The sequence below is a fragment of the Aggregatilinea sp. genome, from assembly GCF_036822615.1.
GTDB lineage: Bacteria > Chloroflexota > Anaerolineae > Aggregatilineales > Aggregatilineaceae > Aggregatilinea.
This window is the reverse complement of sequence record NZ_DAISHJ010000013.1, coordinates 1-15,894: the sequence shown is the minus strand read 5'-3', so window position 1 is coordinate 15,894 and position 15,894 is coordinate 1. Positions and strand designations below refer to the sequence as shown.

The 15,894-nt window shown below is 63.5% G+C and carries 17 protein-coding genes; 11 read left to right on the top strand and 6 right to left on the bottom strand.

All coding sequences use genetic code 11. The annotated features are described in order from the left end of the window. Positions 1 to 108: 108 nt before the first annotated feature. The gene (locus tag V7116_RS06515; protein WP_324391086.1) at positions 109 to 1,695 is read left to right on the top strand and encodes an SH3 domain-containing protein; all 1,587 of its coding nucleotides are present in this window, start codon (positions 109 to 111) and stop codon (positions 1,693 to 1,695) included. 108 nt (positions 1,696 to 1,803) lie between these two features. Here the strand turns inward: V7116_RS06515 and def are convergent, their stop codons facing one another. Further along, positions 1,804 to 2,370: a peptide deformylase gene (gene def / locus V7116_RS06510; protein ID WP_324391085.1), complete on the bottom strand. Its 567-nt coding sequence runs from the start codon at positions 2,368 to 2,370 to the stop codon at positions 1,804 to 1,806. Positions 2,371 to 2,547: 177 nt separating this feature from the next. Here def and V7116_RS06505 point away from each other — a divergent pair, with 177 nt between their 5' ends. Together V7116_RS06505 and gatB are read left to right on the top strand one after the other, a co-directional pair. Then, positions 2,548 to 3,270, top strand: coding sequence for a hypothetical protein (locus V7116_RS06505; protein WP_324391084.1), 723 nt, complete (start codon positions 2,548 to 2,550; stop codon positions 3,268 to 3,270). Positions 3,271 to 3,381: 111 nt separating this feature from the next. After that, a complete protein-coding gene (gatB, locus tag V7116_RS06500; protein ID WP_324391083.1) occupies positions 3,382 to 4,833 on the top strand; it encodes an Asp-tRNA(Asn)/Glu-tRNA(Gln) amidotransferase subunit GatB in 1,452 nt (483 codons plus the stop codon). Positions 4,834 to 5,305: 472 nt separating this feature from the next. Here the strand turns inward: gatB and V7116_RS06495 are convergent, their stop codons facing one another. Next, a complete protein-coding gene (locus tag V7116_RS06495) occupies positions 5,306 to 6,610 on the bottom strand; it encodes a hypothetical protein (RefSeq protein ID WP_324391082.1) in 1,305 nt (434 codons plus the stop codon). A 297-nt stretch (positions 6,611 to 6,907) separates the two neighbouring features. Here V7116_RS06495 and V7116_RS06490 point away from each other — a divergent pair, with 297 nt between their 5' ends. The 8 genes from V7116_RS06490 to tsaD all read left to right on the top strand — a co-directional run bounded on the left by V7116_RS06490 (position 6,908) and on the right by tsaD (position 11,189). Further along, positions 6,908 to 7,312: a single-stranded DNA-binding protein gene (locus V7116_RS06490; protein ID WP_324391081.1), complete on the top strand. Its 405-nt coding sequence runs from the start codon at positions 6,908 to 6,910 to the stop codon at positions 7,310 to 7,312. 134 nt (positions 7,313 to 7,446) lie between these two features. Continuing rightward, positions 7,447 to 7,821 carry a DUF3467 domain-containing protein gene (locus V7116_RS06485; protein WP_324391080.1) on the top strand — a complete coding sequence of 125 codons (375 nt, stop codon included), beginning with the start codon at positions 7,447 to 7,449 and terminating at the stop codon, positions 7,819 to 7,821. Then, the gene (locus V7116_RS06480) at positions 7,814 to 8,518 is read left to right on the top strand and encodes a hypothetical protein (RefSeq protein ID WP_324391079.1); all 705 of its coding nucleotides are present in this window, start codon (positions 7,814 to 7,816) and stop codon (positions 8,516 to 8,518) included. Before V7116_RS06485 ends, V7116_RS06480 begins: the two co-directional genes overlap by 8 nt. A gap of 158 nt (positions 8,519 to 8,676) precedes the next feature. Then, positions 8,677 to 9,336 carry an FHA domain-containing protein gene (locus V7116_RS06475; RefSeq protein WP_324391078.1) on the top strand — a complete coding sequence of 220 codons (660 nt, stop codon included), beginning with the start codon at positions 8,677 to 8,679 and terminating at the stop codon, positions 9,334 to 9,336. Between the two features lie 71 nt (positions 9,337 to 9,407). Further along, the gene (locus V7116_RS06470) at positions 9,408 to 9,626 is read left to right on the top strand and encodes a hypothetical protein (protein WP_324391077.1); all 219 of its coding nucleotides are present in this window, start codon (positions 9,408 to 9,410) and stop codon (positions 9,624 to 9,626) included. Continuing rightward, positions 9,616 to 9,834, top strand: coding sequence for a PIN domain-containing protein (locus tag V7116_RS06465; RefSeq protein WP_324391076.1), 219 nt, complete (start codon positions 9,616 to 9,618; stop codon positions 9,832 to 9,834). Before V7116_RS06470 ends, V7116_RS06465 begins: the two co-directional genes overlap by 11 nt. After that, entirely contained in the window at positions 9,831 to 10,001 is a 171-nt protein-coding gene (locus V7116_RS25730) for a PIN domain-containing protein (protein ID WP_349258455.1), read from the top strand. The genes V7116_RS06465 and V7116_RS25730 overlap by 4 nt, the downstream gene beginning before the upstream one ends. Before the next feature lie 114 nt (positions 10,002 to 10,115). Then, a complete protein-coding gene (tsaD, locus tag V7116_RS06460) occupies positions 10,116 to 11,189 on the top strand; it encodes a tRNA (adenosine(37)-N6)-threonylcarbamoyltransferase complex transferase subunit TsaD (protein ID WP_324391075.1) in 1,074 nt (357 codons plus the stop codon). Positions 11,190 to 11,381: 192 nt separating this feature from the next. Here the strand turns inward: tsaD and V7116_RS06455 are convergent, their stop codons facing one another. From V7116_RS06455 to V7116_RS06440, 4 genes are all read right to left on the bottom strand, one after another. Next, the gene (locus V7116_RS06455) at positions 11,382 to 12,614 is read right to left on the bottom strand and encodes an alginate O-acetyltransferase AlgX-related protein (RefSeq protein WP_324391074.1); all 1,233 of its coding nucleotides are present in this window, start codon (positions 12,612 to 12,614) and stop codon (positions 11,382 to 11,384) included. Positions 12,615 to 12,647: 33 nt separating this feature from the next. Further along, positions 12,648 to 13,373 carry a 2'-5' RNA ligase family protein gene (locus V7116_RS06450; RefSeq protein WP_324391073.1) on the bottom strand — a complete coding sequence of 242 codons (726 nt, stop codon included), beginning with the start codon at positions 13,371 to 13,373 and terminating at the stop codon, positions 12,648 to 12,650. A 41-nt stretch (positions 13,374 to 13,414) separates the two neighbouring features. Beyond that, on the bottom strand, positions 13,415 to 14,632 hold the full coding sequence (galK, locus tag V7116_RS06445; protein WP_324391072.1) for a galactokinase: 1,218 nt from the start codon (positions 14,630 to 14,632) through the stop codon (positions 13,415 to 13,417). Further along, on the bottom strand, positions 14,633 to 15,894 hold a 1,262-nt coding region (locus tag V7116_RS06440), incomplete at its 5' end, for a helicase-associated domain-containing protein (protein WP_324391071.1).

Here is a 15,894-nt window from a genome sequence, read left to right as displayed (position 1 = left end):
CCTCGCTTTTCACGTTTTTATAACTTCCATACTTAATTAATGAAAGTCTTCCTCTACAATAAGAACAGCCAAGAAGGAAAATGTCCCCTTATGTTGGAGAGTCCACTCATGACGCGCAAAGTTCTACCGCTGCTGCTTGCCCTGCTGATGGCTGTGGCGAGCGTCCTTGCCGCGCCGCTGCCCGGCACACTGACCGCTTACGCAGGCGGATCGTGGTCGGCATGGGCGTACAACGCCGAAACCGGCCAACTGGTGCACGTCTTTCCTGACGGCGCGCCCGCCGTCGAAATGGCATTCCCGCTGCCGCCCGGCACATCGAACTATCCCATTGACGTGACGTTCTCGCGCGATGGACGGCTGCTGGCGGCCTGCCTCACCGACGACGCGGGCGCGTCCAGCGTGCGCGTGTACGACGTCTACGCGGGCGTGTATATCGCCGCCTACATTTCGTCCGGCCCGGTTCTCGGGTGCTCGCTGGAACAGTACGGGTTCAGCGAGGACGGCACGCAGCTTGCGTTTGGCGTCATCAATCACTACGGCTTCGACGGGGCGGATACGCGCCCGTCGTGGGAAGTGGTGGTGATGGAGATGAACACGAGCGCGATCCTCTATCACCTGGACGCCAACAGCGCCGAGGTGGCCGCGCTGGGCGAGGATCTGTCCAACGTGCTGCCGTACATCCGCACCTTCCAGATGAAGACCGCGACCTTCCCCGGCCTGATCACGTTCGCGCCGGTTTATTACGCCTCCGAGGGCGCACCGGAATATCTGAGCGTGGTCTGGAACCTGACCGACGGCACGGTGCGGGACGAGGGTCCGTATGGCAAGAGCGGGTTCGATGTGCTGCTGTCGAACAGCGAAGTGATCTGGGTGGACGCCGACGACGCCTACCCCGTCACGCTGCCGGTCGGACCGGGTCCGGCCTTTAACGTGGCGATGTACTCGAACAAGGCGGGCGACCGCTACCCGATCTTCTTCCAAGACGGCACGATTCCTATGAACGCGCGGTTCGTGGACGACGGGCGTAAGGTCGCGGTGATGCTCTCCGATTCGGACGGCAATACCTCGTGGGCGGTGGTGGATCGCAGTGGGGCCGCTGCCGCGCTGCCGCCGATGGATACTTACGAGGTGTGGGGCACGCCGGACGGCTACGTCTTTGCGAGCAATTCCTCCTCCGGCGGCCCGGTCGAAGTCCGCTATCACCGCTTTACCGGCGACAGCCTCACTCCCGCCGAGTTCGTCGCGTGGACCGATATGGCCGGGGGCTTCTGGCGCGTCGTGTGGGCCACGCCGCTGACGGGCGATCCGACGCTGACGCCCTTCGCGTCCCTCACGCTGCTGGGCGAGCCGCCCATTATGCCGACCGCGACCCTGCCCGGCCCGGTGGCGGTGACGGCTACGCCGCTCGTGCCGCCCACAGTGACCCCGGTATCCGGCGTGCTGGCCGTGGGCACGCGCGCGGCGGTCACCACGACCGACGGCGACGAGCTGCGCGTCCGCAGCGGCGCGGGGACTGCGTATGCAGTACTGTTTTCACTGCCGGAAGGCTCGGAAGTGAATATCATGGAAGGCCCGATCCTGGCGGACAGTCTGACGTGGTGGCGCGTGCGCGCCGATGACGGGCGCACCGGCTGGGCCGTCGAGGGCGTGACGGACGGCGGATCGTACCTGCAAACGCTGACGCCGATCGGCTAGAGTGTTCGAGGCGGCGCGGATCGCGCTGCTTTACGGCGAACGAAAAACGCTCCGGGTCACGACGACACCGGAGCGTTTTTTGATGGTATGACTGAAAATGCGGCGCGGCTATTCGCCCGATTCGACCTCGGCAGGCTCGCTGCGCAGCGAGATTTCCTCGTCGTATTCCTCGTCTTCACGGACGCGCCACATACGCTTGGCGTGATCGATATACAGCACGCCATCCAGGTGATCGATCTCGTGCTGGAAGACGCGCGCCAGCCAGTCCTTCGCCTTGATGCGGATTTCCTTGCCGTTGCGGTCCACGCCGCGCACGGTTACCGCCGTCTTACGCTCGACCTCGCCGTAATAGCCGGGGATGGACAGGCACGCTTCGATGCCGTCTATCGTCTCGCGCGATTCGCGCACGATTTCGGGGTTGATGACGACGTACAGAATACCGGCCTGATCGCCGTATTCTTCCTTCGATTCTTCATCGTCCGGCAGGCGCACGACGATCACACGCTGGCTGACGGCCACCTGCGGCGCGGCGAGTCCCACGCCGGGCGCGTCGATCAGCGTTTCGATCATGTCGTCGATCAGCGTTTGCAGCACCGGATCGGCGATGTTCGTCACCTTGTATGCGCGCTTCCGCAAGATGGGATTATCGGGATAAATAATGGGACGTATCGCCATAGTGGTCTGCTTCCTACCCTGTTCGCTTCTGTTACCGCCGATTGTAGCGGATCGGGCAGGGAACGTAAAGCGCGGCCAGGGGTTTTTGAGGCATTTCTTATATGTAAGCTAGTTCTTTGTAACAGCATGATTTTGTATTATGCTGAAAACAGAACCATTCAGCGAAAGGAAACGGCGATGACAGACGAAGATCGATACGAGGTGCCAGAGCAAAGTGTGGGCGATGCGGGACATATGGCGCTCAAAGCAGTGACTTCGATGATTCCCGTGCTTGGAGGACCTGCGGCAGAGGTTTTTGCTTTTATCATTGCCCCACCCCTCGAAAAACGCCAAGCGGAGTGGATGAAGTCCGTTGCTGATGGGCTGAGGACATTAGAGGAGAAAGTAGATAGCTTTAAGATCGAGGAACTTCCAAATAACGAGTCGTTTGTTACGACACTACTTCATGCTACGCGTATAGCCCTTATGGCCCATCGAGAGGAGAAACGGCGCGCATTACGCAATGCTGTCTTGAATGCTGCTTTACCTAATGCGCCTGATGATATTCAGCAGAAGATATTCATTGAATGGCTAGATAGATTGACGGAGTGGCACATCAAAATTCTCGCACTGTTTGCTAGTGGACAAGACATCCCCGAACTTCGTCTTGTTAATCCAGGCTGGCGAACGCTAGCAAGCCAGCAAGATCGACTCATGCCTCTTGTGGAGAGTACTTATCCTGAAATGCAGGGACGGATGAGCATGGTATTTCAGATGGTTCACGATTTGCATCAATGGGGTCTTCTTACAAACATTGTTCCTACACCTCGCGTGCTGCCGCCTACGGATAATCGACCATTTCTTTCTCGTGAAGCAAAAGCTTTCCTAGACTTCATTAAATCGCCTCTTGATGACGAGTGATTATGTCATTTTCGACAACGCGGCGGCGTTGAGCTTTGCCCCTAACTGCGCTATGCTCTAGGCGGAATCCGCAAGTCTAGTGACCACACGCGACCAAAACGAGATCCGCTCATGACCGCCTACGAACCCGTGATCGGCCTGGAAGTTCACGCCGAGCTTGAAACGCATTCGAAGATGTTCTGCGGCTGCGCCGTGGTGGACAGCACCACCGGCGAGCCGAACCGCGCCGTGTGCCCTGTCTGCCTGGGCATGCCGGGCGCGCTGCCGGTTATCAACCAGCAGGCGGTCGAGTTTGCGCTGATGGTAGGGCTGGCGCTGCACTGCGAGATCCCCGCCTTCAACCAGTTCGCGCGCAAGAGCTACTTCTATCCCGATCTGCCGAAAGGCTACCAGATCAGCCAGTTCGAGTATCCGCTGGCGATCAATGGCTGGCTGGACATCGATCTGCCGGACGGCTCGACCAAGCGCATCGGGATTCGCCGCGCGCACCTGGAAGAAGACGCGGGCAAGCTGACGCACGCAGGCGCGCACAGCCTCGTGGACCTCAACCGCGCGGGCGTGCCGCTGCTGGAGATCGTGTCCGAGGCGGATATGCGCAGCGCGGACGAGGCCGAAGCCTACGCGCGCAAGCTGCGCACGATTTTGCAGTACCTGGGCGTGAACAGCGGCGACATGAGCAAGGGCGTGCTGCGTTTCGAGTCGAACGTCAGCGTGCGCCCGGTTGGTTCCGACGAGCTGCGCACGCGCACCGAGATCAAGAACCTGAACAGCATCCGCGCCCTGACGCGCGGCACGGAGTACGAGATCGCACGGCAGGCGAAAGTCTGGGATTCGGGCGGCGAGGTGCAGCAGGCCACGATGGGATGGGACGAAGCCCGGCAGGTGACGGTCGTGCAGCGCGTCAAGGAAAGCTCCGACGACTACCGCTATTTCCCGGAGCCGGACCTGCCAATTGTGGAGATCAGCCGCGAGTGGGTGGAGCGCGTCCGCGCGGCGCTGCCGGAACTGCCCGACGCGAAGGAAGCACGTTTCATCGAGGCGCTGGGCCTGACGCGCTACGACGCGGTGGTGCTGGTCGCGGAACGGGCCGTCGCGGAGTACTTCGAGGCGGCGGTACAGGCGGGCGGCGATGCCAAGCAGGTAGCGAATTACATCACCGGGGACCTGTTCCGGCTGATGAACCAGGAAGGCCGCGAGCGCGAGGACATCGGCGGGATCAAGCTGACGCCGCAGGCGCTCGCCAAGCTGGTGACGCTGGTGCAGCAGGGCACGATCAATCACAACGTCGCCAAGCAGCTCATGGAGACGATTTACGCCGAGGGCGGCGATCCGGCGGCGCTGGTCGAGCAGCGCGGGCTGGCGCAGGTCAGCGACGAAAGCGTGCTGGCGGAGGCGGTCGGGGCGACGCTGGACGAAAATCCCGACGAGGTCGCGCGCTATCTGGCGGGCGAAGACAAGCTGATCAAGTTCCTGATGGGCAAGGTGATGCGGGCGCTGCGCGGCAAGGGCGACGCACAGGCGATCCAGCGGCTGCTGGCCGAGCAGTTAGAGGCGCGGCGATAAGCGCGGATCTATTCATACGGACATGCACGGGCGGTTTCCGGTATGGGGGCCGCCCGTTTTTTGTTGGGTGGTGTAGAGGGGTCGTCGTAGGGGCGTATTGTTATGCGCCCCATATACAGCAAGTTAAGCATTCAGCGGCGCGACAGACGACTCTGCCTTTCGTAGGGGCGATGCTTGCATCGCCCGTTGTCAACAAAGCCGGGTAGAGCAAGCTCTACCCCTACGGATCGTGTGGTGGAAAACGCCCCGTGAAACGGATCGTTTCTGGATCGGACGTTCGTAGGGGCGTATTGCGATACGCCCCCTACAAAAACACGATACGTGTATCACCGGACCTTTGGGCGAAAAAGGGGTAACGGCGCACAAAAATGGGCGGGTAACAGACCCGCCCCTACAAGACACCCTGGATCGGGATTTGCTGCCGGAGTGAGGTACTTTTCCCCGATCTCTAATCCCAAACCCCTGTTCCCTGCTAGTCGCCAATCGCCACGCCGAACGACTGCGCCACGACCGGGGCGAGTTCCTCCCACTCGATCGCCGTCTGCCGCCCGTGATCGAACTCAGACACCATCCAGTCGTAGACGCTTTGCAGGCCGGGATCGTCCTTCGCCAGATCGATGCCCAGGTGCTGCTTGATGACGAAGATCAGCCCGGCGAGGCCGCTGTCTTTGGTCAGCGAGACTTCCAGCGGACGCCCCAGCAGCGCGGGCACGTTGAACGGCGCGTACATCCACCAGAACTTGTTCAGCCCGTCGGCGTGGATGCCCGCGCGGGTGCGGTGCGCGTCGCGGCCATAGAGCGGATACTTGGCCGGAACGCCCTCGCCCATGCTGGCGTAGAAGTCGGCCAGATCGTTCAGCGCGGTGAAATCGGGCTTGCCGTCCTTGAAGTAGCCCATGCCGATCAGGTGCAGCAGCACGGCTTCCAGCGGGGCGTTGCCGGTACGCTCGCCCTTGCCCAGCGACGTGCCGTTGATCGCGGCGCAGCCTTCGCGCACGGCGGCGAGGCAGTTGGGCACGACCAGCCACGTATCGTTGTGCGGGTGGAATTCGAGTTCTTCCGGCTCCAGGCCGAGCGCGCGCAGCCGCTTGAAGATGCGCGGAATGCTGCGCGGCAGTTCCACATCGTCGTAGGGCAGGCCCAGGCCCATGGTGTCGCAGACGCGGAACTTGGGCCGCACACCGGACGGCGCGCAGATCTCCTGCACGGCGTTCACGAAGTACTCGATGAAATCGATGGGCGCGCGGGTGGCGTCTTCCAGGTGCAGGCGCGGGCGGATGCCCTCATCGAGCGCCATACGCACCGCGTCCAGGTAGGTCTTGGCGGCCTGTTCGCGCCCGCCGGGATTGAACTTGTGGAAGGTGTGGTAGTCCGAGATGGACGCGAGCATGCCCGTTTCGCGCACGCCCAGCGCCCCGATCAGTTCGACGTCCTTACGCGCGGCGCGAATCCAGGTCGTCGGCTGGATGGGCGCGCCGTCCTGGTAGCGCTCCAATGCGCCTTCGAGCGCGGCCCGGTCCGAGGGACGGTAGACGAAAAACTCCGCCTGCCGGATCGCGCCGCTGCTGCCCGTGAAGCGGCACAGGATGTCGTAAATCGTCAGGCTCGATTCGGTCGTCAGCGGGATGCCGCCCTGCTGCCCGTCGCGATGAGTGGTTTCGGTGGTCCACGCCTCGGCGGGTAACCCCTCCGGGCGCGGGTCCCAGACGTACTGCGGGAACTCATCGCGGGGGAAGCTGTCCAGGAAATAGTCGGGGGATTGCGCGTCAATGGTCATGGTCGATTTCCTCTTGGGGAGCGGCAGGCCCAGGCACTAAGAGTCGGACGGAATAAAATCAATAGGCTAAGATCGCATCATTGATATGATCATATGATCATTTGATGATTGGAGGATACACCAGCCGACTCAAAACGTATAGTTGTCAAAATCGCCAAAAGCGGGCACAGCGCCAAAAAACATCATTGAAATTTGAACAAACGTTCTAATTACGCTATAATTTACCAACTCATTTTGACAGGTGAGCGTACTTCACCTATCATCCCCACTAGCATTACACGGCGGAAGGAGCAGACGATGGCCGGGTACCAGTACACGATCATTATCGGTAACGTTGGGCGCGAGCCTGAAATGCGCTATACACAGAGTGGCGTGGCGGTATGCGATTTCAGCGTGGCGGTGTCGCGGCGCTGGACCGACCGCAACAGCAACGAGCGGCGCGAGCAGACGACGTGGTTCCGGGTTACGGCCTGGCGCGCGCTGGCCGAAACCGTGAACCAGTACGTGCACAAGGGCATGCAGATTATGGTGACCGGTACGGTCGATGCGTCGGCGTACGCGGGCCAGGACGGCCAGCCGCGCGCCACGCTCGAATTGACCGCGCAGGACGTGCAGTTCCTGGGCCAGCGCGGCGATGCGATGGGCATGGATCAGGGTGCGGGCGGTGGTTATCCCGACGACGCGCAGGATCTGCCCTTCTAAGCCGGCGCACGGCCCGAAGGTGATTGCTATTGCTCGACCAGACAGCCGGACGGGTTCGCCTTCACGGCTGTTTCTTATCCTGTAAGTGCCTGTTATTTGGCTGCCCGCCTGGGCATCGATGAAAGGCTCCACGTATGACCGAACCGAGCAAGCCGCCCGCGCAGGGCGCAAAGCGCCAGCTTAATCTCGAAATTCCCGCCGATCTGCCCGCCACCTACGCCAATTTTGCGATAATCTCGCACTCACCGTGGGAGATCTTCCTCGACTTCGCGCAGATTTTGCCCAACGTGCCCAAAGCGCGCGTGCGCTCGCGGCTGGTGCTGACGCCCGCCAACGCCAAGATGCTGCTGCGCGCGCTGCAGGAAAACATCGCGCGGTACGAGCAGCAGCACGGCGAGATCGTGCTGCCTGCGCGCTCGCCCTCCCTGGCCGACCAGTTGTTCCGCACCATTCGCACCGACTCGGACGAGCCGGGTGATGCTCCTGAAGGCGAGCCGGAAAATGAGTAATCCCAATTACGAAGCCATCGACACCATCGCGGAAGGCATCCGCGCTACGTTTGAAGCCAAAAACGCCGCCCGTGACGCCGCGATCAACCAGTCGCGCACGCTGATCCGCTACTGCGCCAACGCGATCCGCGCCGTGCACCGCCGCGAATGGGACGAGGCCCAGCAGCGCCTGGACACCGCCCGCCAGTCCGCCGACGAGATGCGCGCCGCCGTCGCCGATTACCCGGATCTGTATTATTCCGGCTACACCCAGGACGCGTTGAAGGAGTTCGTCGAGGCGAACGCGACGTATGCGCTGGTGCGCGGCGAGGCGCTGCCCACGCCTGCAACGCTGGACGTGGACGCCGCGACGTACCTGAACGGTATGGCCGAGGCCGCGACCGAGCTGCGCCGCCAGATCCTCGACATTTTGCGCCAGGGCCACTCCGACGAAGCCGAGCGCCTGCTGGCCGCGATGGATGCCATCTACGGCGTGCTGATCACGTTCGATTTCCCCGACGCGATCACGGGCGGGCTGCGCCGCCGGACCGATACCGTGCGCGGCGTGTTGGAGCGTACGCGCGGCGACGTGACCAGCAGCCTGCGCCAGCAGCTCCTACGCGATGCGCTGGCCCGGCTGGAAGGCCGCATCGGGCTGGGGGCCGCCGGGGAGCTTGAATTGGAGATGGGCGAAGAAGACGAAACCGACGTATCATAGAGGCGTCAGCCATCCGTAGGGTAACGCCTGACAAGCGCCGGACGTCACATCAGCCCGGCGTTGGGATGTCGTTGTAGAAGCATCCAGAAGCCCGGCGCGCTCTTACCGGATACTAGGCACACAAGACTCTCTTTTGGCACTCGGCAGGAAATAGAAAGATGCCTTCAAGCCAACGTTTTTTGATTCAAGACGGCGATCACGCCGGAAAAGCCGTCGAGCTGGACGCGTTTCCGTACCAGATCGGGCGGTCGCGCGATTGTAACTACGTGCTCGACAGCACCGGGATTTCGCGCCTGCACGCCCGCCTCACCCGCGATCACCTGAATATCTTCCTCGAAGATCTGGGCAGCACCAACGGCACGTTCGTTAACGGGCGGCGCTTGCAGCCCGGCGAACAGTATCGCCTGCGCGCAGGGGACGTGGTGTCGTTCGCGCAGGTGTGCCAGTGGGTGTTCGACGATCCGGCCACCACCGCGCAGATCGATCTGGTCAAGGTGACCACGCCCGGCCTGGATCTGGACGTGGACGCGGCGCGGGTCAGCGTGGGCGGCGTGCCGCTCTACCCGCCGCTCAGCCCCAACCAGTTTTCACTGCTGGCGCTGCTGGTCGAAAACGCGGGGCGTATCGTCACGCGCGAGGAGATCTGCGAGCACGTGTGGGGATCGGACGAGGACGTGACCGACCAGACGATCGACGCGCTGGTCAGCCGCCTGCGCAAGCGCCTGTTCGAAGCCGATCCCGGCCACGATTATCTGGTGACGCGGCGCGGCTTCGGGCTGATGTTCCAGAATCGCAAGCCGTCCCTGGAAAGCGACTGATGCCGGGCGACCTGATCGCCCGGTTTCCTTCACTAAAACGCAGGAAGGTAAAGCACAACCGAGGAGGGCGTATGTTTGCCACACTCGCACAGCAAATTATCGACCGCGTATCCCGGCTGGATACAGACCAGCAGCAGAAGGTTCTCGAGTTTGTGCAGGACCTGGAGCGCCCACGCGGCGCATCTGTCGAGGCGCTGTTGAAGTTCGCCGGACGCATTCCGTTGGAGGACATCGAGCGCATGGAACAGGCGATGGAAGACCTCGAGCGGATAAACCCTGATGAGTGGTAAGCTGCTCGATACCAATGCCATCGTCGCACTTCAGAAGAAGAATCCCGGATTCCTGGGTCTCTTACAGCCAGATGATGAACTGTATATTCCCGCCATCGTGATTGGCGAGTTGTACTACGGCGCGGCCAACTCCGGGCGTGTCGCAGAGAACACGAAAATTGTTGACGATCTGGTGTCTGAGAGTGTGATCCTGAGCTTAGTACCGTGACGGCCAAACACTACGCACAGATCCGGCATGTGCTGCGTGTCAAAGGTCGCCCAATCCCTGAAAACGACATCTGGATCGCAGCCGTTGCCATACAGTACGGCCTGACCCTGTTGACACGTGATGCGCACTTCCAGGTCGTGGACGGCTTGTCCCTTAAAAGTTGGTGAACTTGCGCAAACTGATCCTGCGCGCCTCCGTCGCAAAGGGTTGACGTGACCCCCTCCGGCGATCTATTCTCTCTCCACAAACACATCGACATCTCAACGTAGTTGGAATGAGCTATGACAACGATTCTGGGTATCGAATCTTCGTGTGACGAAACCAGCGCGGCAGTGGTGGTGGATGGGCATACCATGCTGTCGAACGTCGTCGCGTCACAAATCGACCTGCACGCGCAGTACGGCGGCGTCTTCCCCGAACTCGCCTCGCGGGCGCACATCGAAGCGATCAGCGCCGTGGTCAAGCAGGCGCTCAACGGCGCGGGCGTGACGCTGGACGACATCGACGCGGTGGCCGTGACGCGCGGGCCGGGATTGGCCGGATCGCTGCTGGTGGGCGTGAATTATGCCAAGGGGCTGGCGCTGGGGCGCGGCCTGCCGCTCGTGGGCGTGAATCACCTGGAGGGCCACGTCTATTCGCTGTGGCTGATCGAGCGCGAGACGCCGATCACGTTCCCGGTGGTGTGCCTGATCGTGTCCGGCGGGCACAGCGAGATCGTGCTGATCACGGGGCACGGCGAATACACCGTGCTGGGCAGCACCATCGACGACGCGGCGGGCGAAGCCTACGACAAGGTGGCGCGGCTGCTGGGGCTGGCTTATCCGGGCGGCCCGGTGATCGAGCGTACCGCGCGCGAGGGCAATGCCACCGCGTACCACTTTCCACGCGCGCTGTCCGGCGAGGGGTATAACTTCAGCTTTTCCGGCCTGAAGACCGCCGTGCTGCGCGCCGTCCAGCCTCCGCACGAGGGGCCGCGTCCGCCGAAGGGCGAAGGCATGACCTCCACGCAGCGCCGCGACGACGTCAACGTGCCGGACGTGGCGGCGAGCTTTCAGGCGGCGGTGGTGGACGTGCTGGTCGATAAGACCGTGCACGCGGCCCGGGAACACGGCGCGACGGAAATCTGGATCGCGGGCGGCGTGAGCGCGAACCAGGCGCTGCGCGCCGCGATGAACGACCGCAGCCCGGTCCCGGTGCGCGTGCCGCCGATGAAGCTGTGCGTGGACAACGCGGCGATGATCGCGGCGGCGGGCTACTTCCGCTACATTCACGGCTACCGCGACGATCAGACGATGGACATCCTGCCGATGTGGCCGCTGGTGTCGATCAAGGACGCGATGCGGCAGGCGGAGTAAAGCAGTTTTTAGTCGTTAGTTTTTAGTTGTTGGTCAAGGCAAAAGGCGAAAACAAAGGCGGGCAGGTTATAAACCTGTCCTGTCTTCAGGCACACGTAGTGGAACACGAAATGCAAAAACGCCGGGGCGTTGCGTAACGCTCCGGCGTTTTTTAGTTGGGTCACAGGGGCAGCGCCCTGGCGGGCTTCCGCGTTAGGGCGTGGCAGAGAAAATTTCAGGATGCGCGTCGAGCCACTCGGCCAGGGCATCCGCAAGCACGGCGTTGCCTGCCGCGTTGAGGTGGATGTCGGTCGTGTAGTAAAGCTGTTCCCCGGCTTTGGCGTGTGTCTGGAACACGGGCAGCAGGTCGATGCAGGTGAGATCGGCCTGTGCACAGAAGTCGAGCATGGCGGCGTAATTGTCGTCCAGCAGCGCCATGTGATCCGCGCCGACCAACGGCTCCGCGAGGGTGCGGTAGACCTGCTCCTTGGTGGGCATCAGCAGTACGACCAGCGATCCGTCCCACGTTTCGACCAGCGACTGCGCGTCACGCAGCGCCTGCTGGCTGCGCTGCCAGCCGTACGCATTGGCAGGCAGCGAGAGGTCGAACGCGCCCCACAGGTAGGGCCGTCCGAACGCAAGCCGGATGCTCCCCTCGACGCCGGTCTTCGGATCGAGGAACTGCAGCGAATCTTCGTATTCGTCGTCGTGCCCGGTGATCAGCTTAATCGTCACGTATACCGCCGAGTTCTCGTCCGGCCACGAGCGCGACGACGTGTTTCCGGCGTCTTCGGAGAGCGCGGGCGTTTCGTCGCGCAGGCGGGCGAGGCCGTAATCCTCGTTGGCGTCGTTCCCGTACCACTGCCACAGCACCAGCGGCGGCTTGAGCGGCGCGCCGAAGGCCTCCAATATGCGCAGATGACTGACCGATCCCGTGCTGACCACGCCCAGGTTGATCAGGTTGCGATCCGTGATCGTGGCAAGCTCCTGCACCCAGCAGTCCGCATCATCGGTGAAGCAGAACGTGAACGAGTCGCCCACGGCCACGCCATCCACGTAGCGATCGACGGCGTCTTGCGTGGTGCGGAATGCGCCGCGCTGGCCCCATAATGTCGCCGTGTTGACCTTAAAATGCACGTCGGCGCTGCCGTACTGGTCGAAGTCGGTCACGGGCCGCGCGATGGTCAGGTAGTCGATATCCGCCTGCCAGAGCGGATCGGGCATCAGGCGTGTGTCGCTGAAAGGCGTGATTTTGACGTGCTCCAGACCCAGTTGGAGTTTGGGAGGCAGCGAAAAGAACAGCACGCGCAGCAGCACTTCGAGCAGCAGCCACGCCATGATCAGCCCGACGGCGACCGCCGCCAGACGCGCCGCAATGCGCGAGGCGAGCGACCGTTGGGGTGCGCCAGCCGCAGGTGCGTTAGGAGCAGGGATAGGATCCTGCATGGAGTAAATCCTTCCTGGCAGGAGGCAGGTCGTTCAGTCAGGCCGCTCCTGAAGGGTAAATTCCGCGATCACCGTTTCGCGTGCGGCAGAGAGCAAGTCGGTGCTGGACGGCAGGGTATCGCGCTCGTAAATGGTGAACTTCACACGCCGCACTTCGCACTCGATTGGGTCTACGGTGCGGAACGTCTCCATCAAATCGACCAGCGGCGCGGCGGGCTGTTTGCCCCAAAACCCGAGCGTCACGTGCGGCAGGTAGGACCACGCCGACGGCGGGCGCGCCTGAACCGGCAGCGAGCGGCGCAGCTTGAGCCGCATCGCCCGCAGGCATTCGCGGTCGTCATGAACCTCGGCAAACAGCGCGTTCGGGAATGAATTCAACGGGCCGAGCCGCACCGTAAACCGGTTGAAGTCTTGCAGCGTCGGTTGGGCGCGACGGGCCAGCGCGGGAAGCGCCCCTCGCCGCCACGTATACGGCAGCCCCTTGAGCAAACTGTGGCGCAGCGTTCCCGCGTGGTGCAGCGTAATATGAAGCTGATCCGGGGCCATCGTATAGTTCAGCCACGGGGCCAACGCCTGCTGCCACGTCAAAAGCCGGGCGCGCACGGCGGGATCGTCGATCGGAATGACAAATGCGACATAAGGCAGCAGCAGCCAGCGCCGCAGCCGTCCTCGCTCGCGCGCCAGCGTATCCTGCGTGGTGCTCAAGCGGGTGAATTCTGTCCATTTGCTCGCGTAATCCTGTGCATTGGATGGCGACATATGGCCCCCCAGCCGTCCCTCCTTACCGCCTAGTGCGGTGTTCAGTCCAGCACGCTTGCACCCTGGGCCGCTTCGACCGCGAACAGGCTGCCCACGTGCGCGCTGGACGCGGTATATGCGCTCGCGGTCTGCGCGATGAATTCTTCCACGGCATCCTCATCGACCAGCGCCACAATCGCGCCCGCCTCGCCACCGCCGCTGTAGCGCGCGCCGTGGCATCCCGGGTGTGACGATGCCGCCTGCCACATCGCGTCCAGCGCGGGCGAACTGCTGCCGTAATCGTCGCGGGCGCTCCAGTAGGAGTCGTTCATCAGCGCGCCCAGCCCGGCGCTGTCTCCGGCGTCGAGCGCCGCCGCGCCGTCGCGCACGCGGGCGATCTCGGTAATGACGTGCTTGGCGCGCCGGAACTGGTCCGGCGTGAGGCGCGCGCGGGCGTCGTCCAGGTGCTGCATGCTCGCATCGCGCAGGGTCTTGACCGCCGGATCGATCTCGCGCAGGATCGCGGCGGCGTCATGCGCGTCGCGGGCGCGGGTATTATAGCTGGATCCGACCAGCTCGCGGCGGGTGTTCGTGTCGCAAATGACGACTTTGGCGTGGTCGGTGAAGGCGTTGTGCCTGTGTTCCAGCGTGCGGCAGTCGAGCGTCAGCGCGTGATCCTGAAGCGCGTGCACGACCGTATATTGGTCCTGAACGCCCGTGCCCAGGCCCATGTATTCGCGCTCGGCAGCCTGCCCCACCAGCACCAGATCGTGCGGGTTGACGGTCCAGCCGCCCAACGCCTGCCACGCCCGGCCATAGGCGATTTCGACCGCCGCCGACGAACTCAGCCCGGCGCGCATCAGCACGCTGCCCTGGATCACGCCGTCGATGCCGCTGACGTCCAGGCCGAGCCGCTGGAGCGCCCAGGCCACGCCCGCCGCGTATCCCGCCCAGCGCGGCAGATCGTCGCCGTCGAGCGTGCGGTGCGCTTCGACCCCGGCCAGCGAGAATGCCGTCGAGGTGTCCAGATTGGCCGCGTGCAGCCGCACCCGGTCGCCGTCCCCACGCGCCGCCGCCAGCCAGATGTCGCGGTCGATGGCGATGTTGAGCACCAATCCTTCGTGGATATCCACGTGCCCGCCGAGCAGGTTGACCCGCCCCGGCGCGCGCGCGATCACGTCCGGCGTGCGGCCCGGATAGACGGCGGCGAAGGTATCCAGCAGCGATTGTGGGATCGAAGTCGTGCCCGCGAGACGGGCCGGACCGGTTGTTTTCACCATTTACGAGTCGCGCTCCACGAGAATGCCGCGCTGTTGCAGCGCAGCCGCAAGGTCGTCTTCCTGCCCGGCCCGCACGATGACCGCCGTAGGGCCAAGCGCCGCGCCAAGATACCGGCGCAGCTCGGGTGTTTCAAGGATCACTTTCAGCGCCTCGGGCGTGGACGTGCGCAGGATCGTCGCCTGCGACATCTGCACGTCCGCTTTGCCCATCGCGCCCCACTGGGCCAGCATCCGCGTCACCGGCTCGGGCACGGCGTCGCCGCTGGCCCGCTTGAGAAATGCCTGGATCGCGTCCGGCTTGAGGCCCTGCCGCGCCGCCCGCTGAAGCGAGGCGACCGACATCGCGTAGGTGTACGGATCGCCCGCGCTGCGCCAGTCGGTGATGCGCGCGAGCTGAAAACGCTCGTAGCGGTTGGCGGCGCGCGGCACGAGGATCGTGCCGTCCGTCTGGATCGTCGCCGGAGTGCGCTCGTCCTGCGGATCGGGCCAGTCGGTCTCGCCGCACACAGCCCGCCCGTAGATCGTCAGCCGCGCAAACACGCCATCGTCGCCCAGATCGATCAGGCCCAGCCAGTGCATCGGCCCGGTCAGGATGAAGCGCAGCACCGCGCCATCCACGCGATCCCACGATTCGAAGCCCTGCAAATAGTTCCCGGTCGCCGCGTCGCGGATGTACCAGCTTTCGTACTCCCCGGCGGGGCGCTGGAAGTCGGGATCGTCGGTGCGCACGGCGCTGACCAGATCCTCTACTTCCCACCAGTCGTTCGGTGGGACCATCTCCAGATAGGTCAGCACGGTCTGGCGCGCCAGCAGCGGATCGTTGCGCCAGCCGGTATCCTCCGGTTGGAGGCCGGGCGTATGCCACAGATCGTTATAGAGCGTGCTTTCGCGCCAGCCTTCGGCCAGCGCCCGCACCTGGCGGGGCCGTCCCTGGTCGAGCCAGCGCCGCGCATTGGTGGGTACAGGTTTTAGCACGCCGCCTTCGCTGGCCGCCAGACCCATGCCGCCCGCCAGATTAACCAGCAGGGCCACCCGCGCCGGGTGGCTGCCGCCCAACCAGTGCGGCGCGAGGTCGATTTGCAGGCGCTCGTAGAGCCGCTCTTTTTCGGCGGGCGTCTGCTCGACCTGCAAATAGGCCAGCAGCGTGGTCAGGTCGTCCACCAGCATGGTCGCGGCGGGGAAAACGTCTTCCGGCTCGTCGTGCGCGGGCGCGGGCGCGGCGTCCGGCGATCCCGGCTCCGCGGCGGGGGACGACGGCTGCG

Excerpts from the sequence above, each read along its gene's own strand:
- V7116_RS06490 (WP_324391081.1), top strand. The coding sequence starts at position 6,908 with ATGGCCGGGTACCAGTACACGATCATTATCGGTAACGTTGGGCGCGAG.
- V7116_RS06455 (WP_324391074.1), bottom strand. The coding sequence starts at position 12,614 with ATGCAGGATCCTATCCCTGCTCCTAACGCACCTGCGGCTGGCGCACCC.
- gatB (WP_324391083.1), top strand. The coding sequence starts at position 3,382 with ATGACCGCCTACGAACCCGTGATCGGCCTGGAAGTTCACGCCGAGCTT.
- V7116_RS06515 (WP_324391086.1), top strand. The coding sequence starts at position 109 with ATGACGCGCAAAGTTCTACCGCTGCTGCTTGCCCTGCTGATGGCTGTG.
- def (WP_324391085.1), bottom strand. The coding sequence starts at position 2,370 with ATGGCGATACGTCCCATTATTTATCCCGATAATCCCATCTTGCGGAAG.
- tsaD (WP_324391075.1), top strand. The coding sequence starts at position 10,116 with ATGACAACGATTCTGGGTATCGAATCTTCGTGTGACGAAACCAGCGCG.
- V7116_RS06465 (WP_324391076.1), top strand. The coding sequence starts at position 9,616 with ATGAGTGGTAAGCTGCTCGATACCAATGCCATCGTCGCACTTCAGAAG.
- V7116_RS06450 (WP_324391073.1), bottom strand. The coding sequence starts at position 13,373 with ATGTCGCCATCCAATGCACAGGATTACGCGAGCAAATGGACAGAATTC.
- V7116_RS06485 (WP_324391080.1), top strand. The coding sequence starts at position 7,447 with ATGACCGAACCGAGCAAGCCGCCCGCGCAGGGCGCAAAGCGCCAGCTT.
- V7116_RS06505 (WP_324391084.1), top strand. The coding sequence starts at position 2,548 with ATGACAGACGAAGATCGATACGAGGTGCCAGAGCAAAGTGTGGGCGAT.
- galK (WP_324391072.1), bottom strand. The coding sequence starts at position 14,632 with ATGGTGAAAACAACCGGTCCGGCCCGTCTCGCGGGCACGACTTCGATC.
- V7116_RS06470 (WP_324391077.1), top strand. The coding sequence starts at position 9,408 with ATGTTTGCCACACTCGCACAGCAAATTATCGACCGCGTATCCCGGCTG.
- V7116_RS06475 (WP_324391078.1), top strand. The coding sequence starts at position 8,677 with ATGCCTTCAAGCCAACGTTTTTTGATTCAAGACGGCGATCACGCCGGA.
- V7116_RS06480 (WP_324391079.1), top strand. The coding sequence starts at position 7,814 with ATGAGTAATCCCAATTACGAAGCCATCGACACCATCGCGGAAGGCATC.
- V7116_RS06495 (WP_324391082.1), bottom strand. The coding sequence starts at position 6,610 with ATGACCATTGACGCGCAATCCCCCGACTATTTCCTGGACAGCTTCCCC.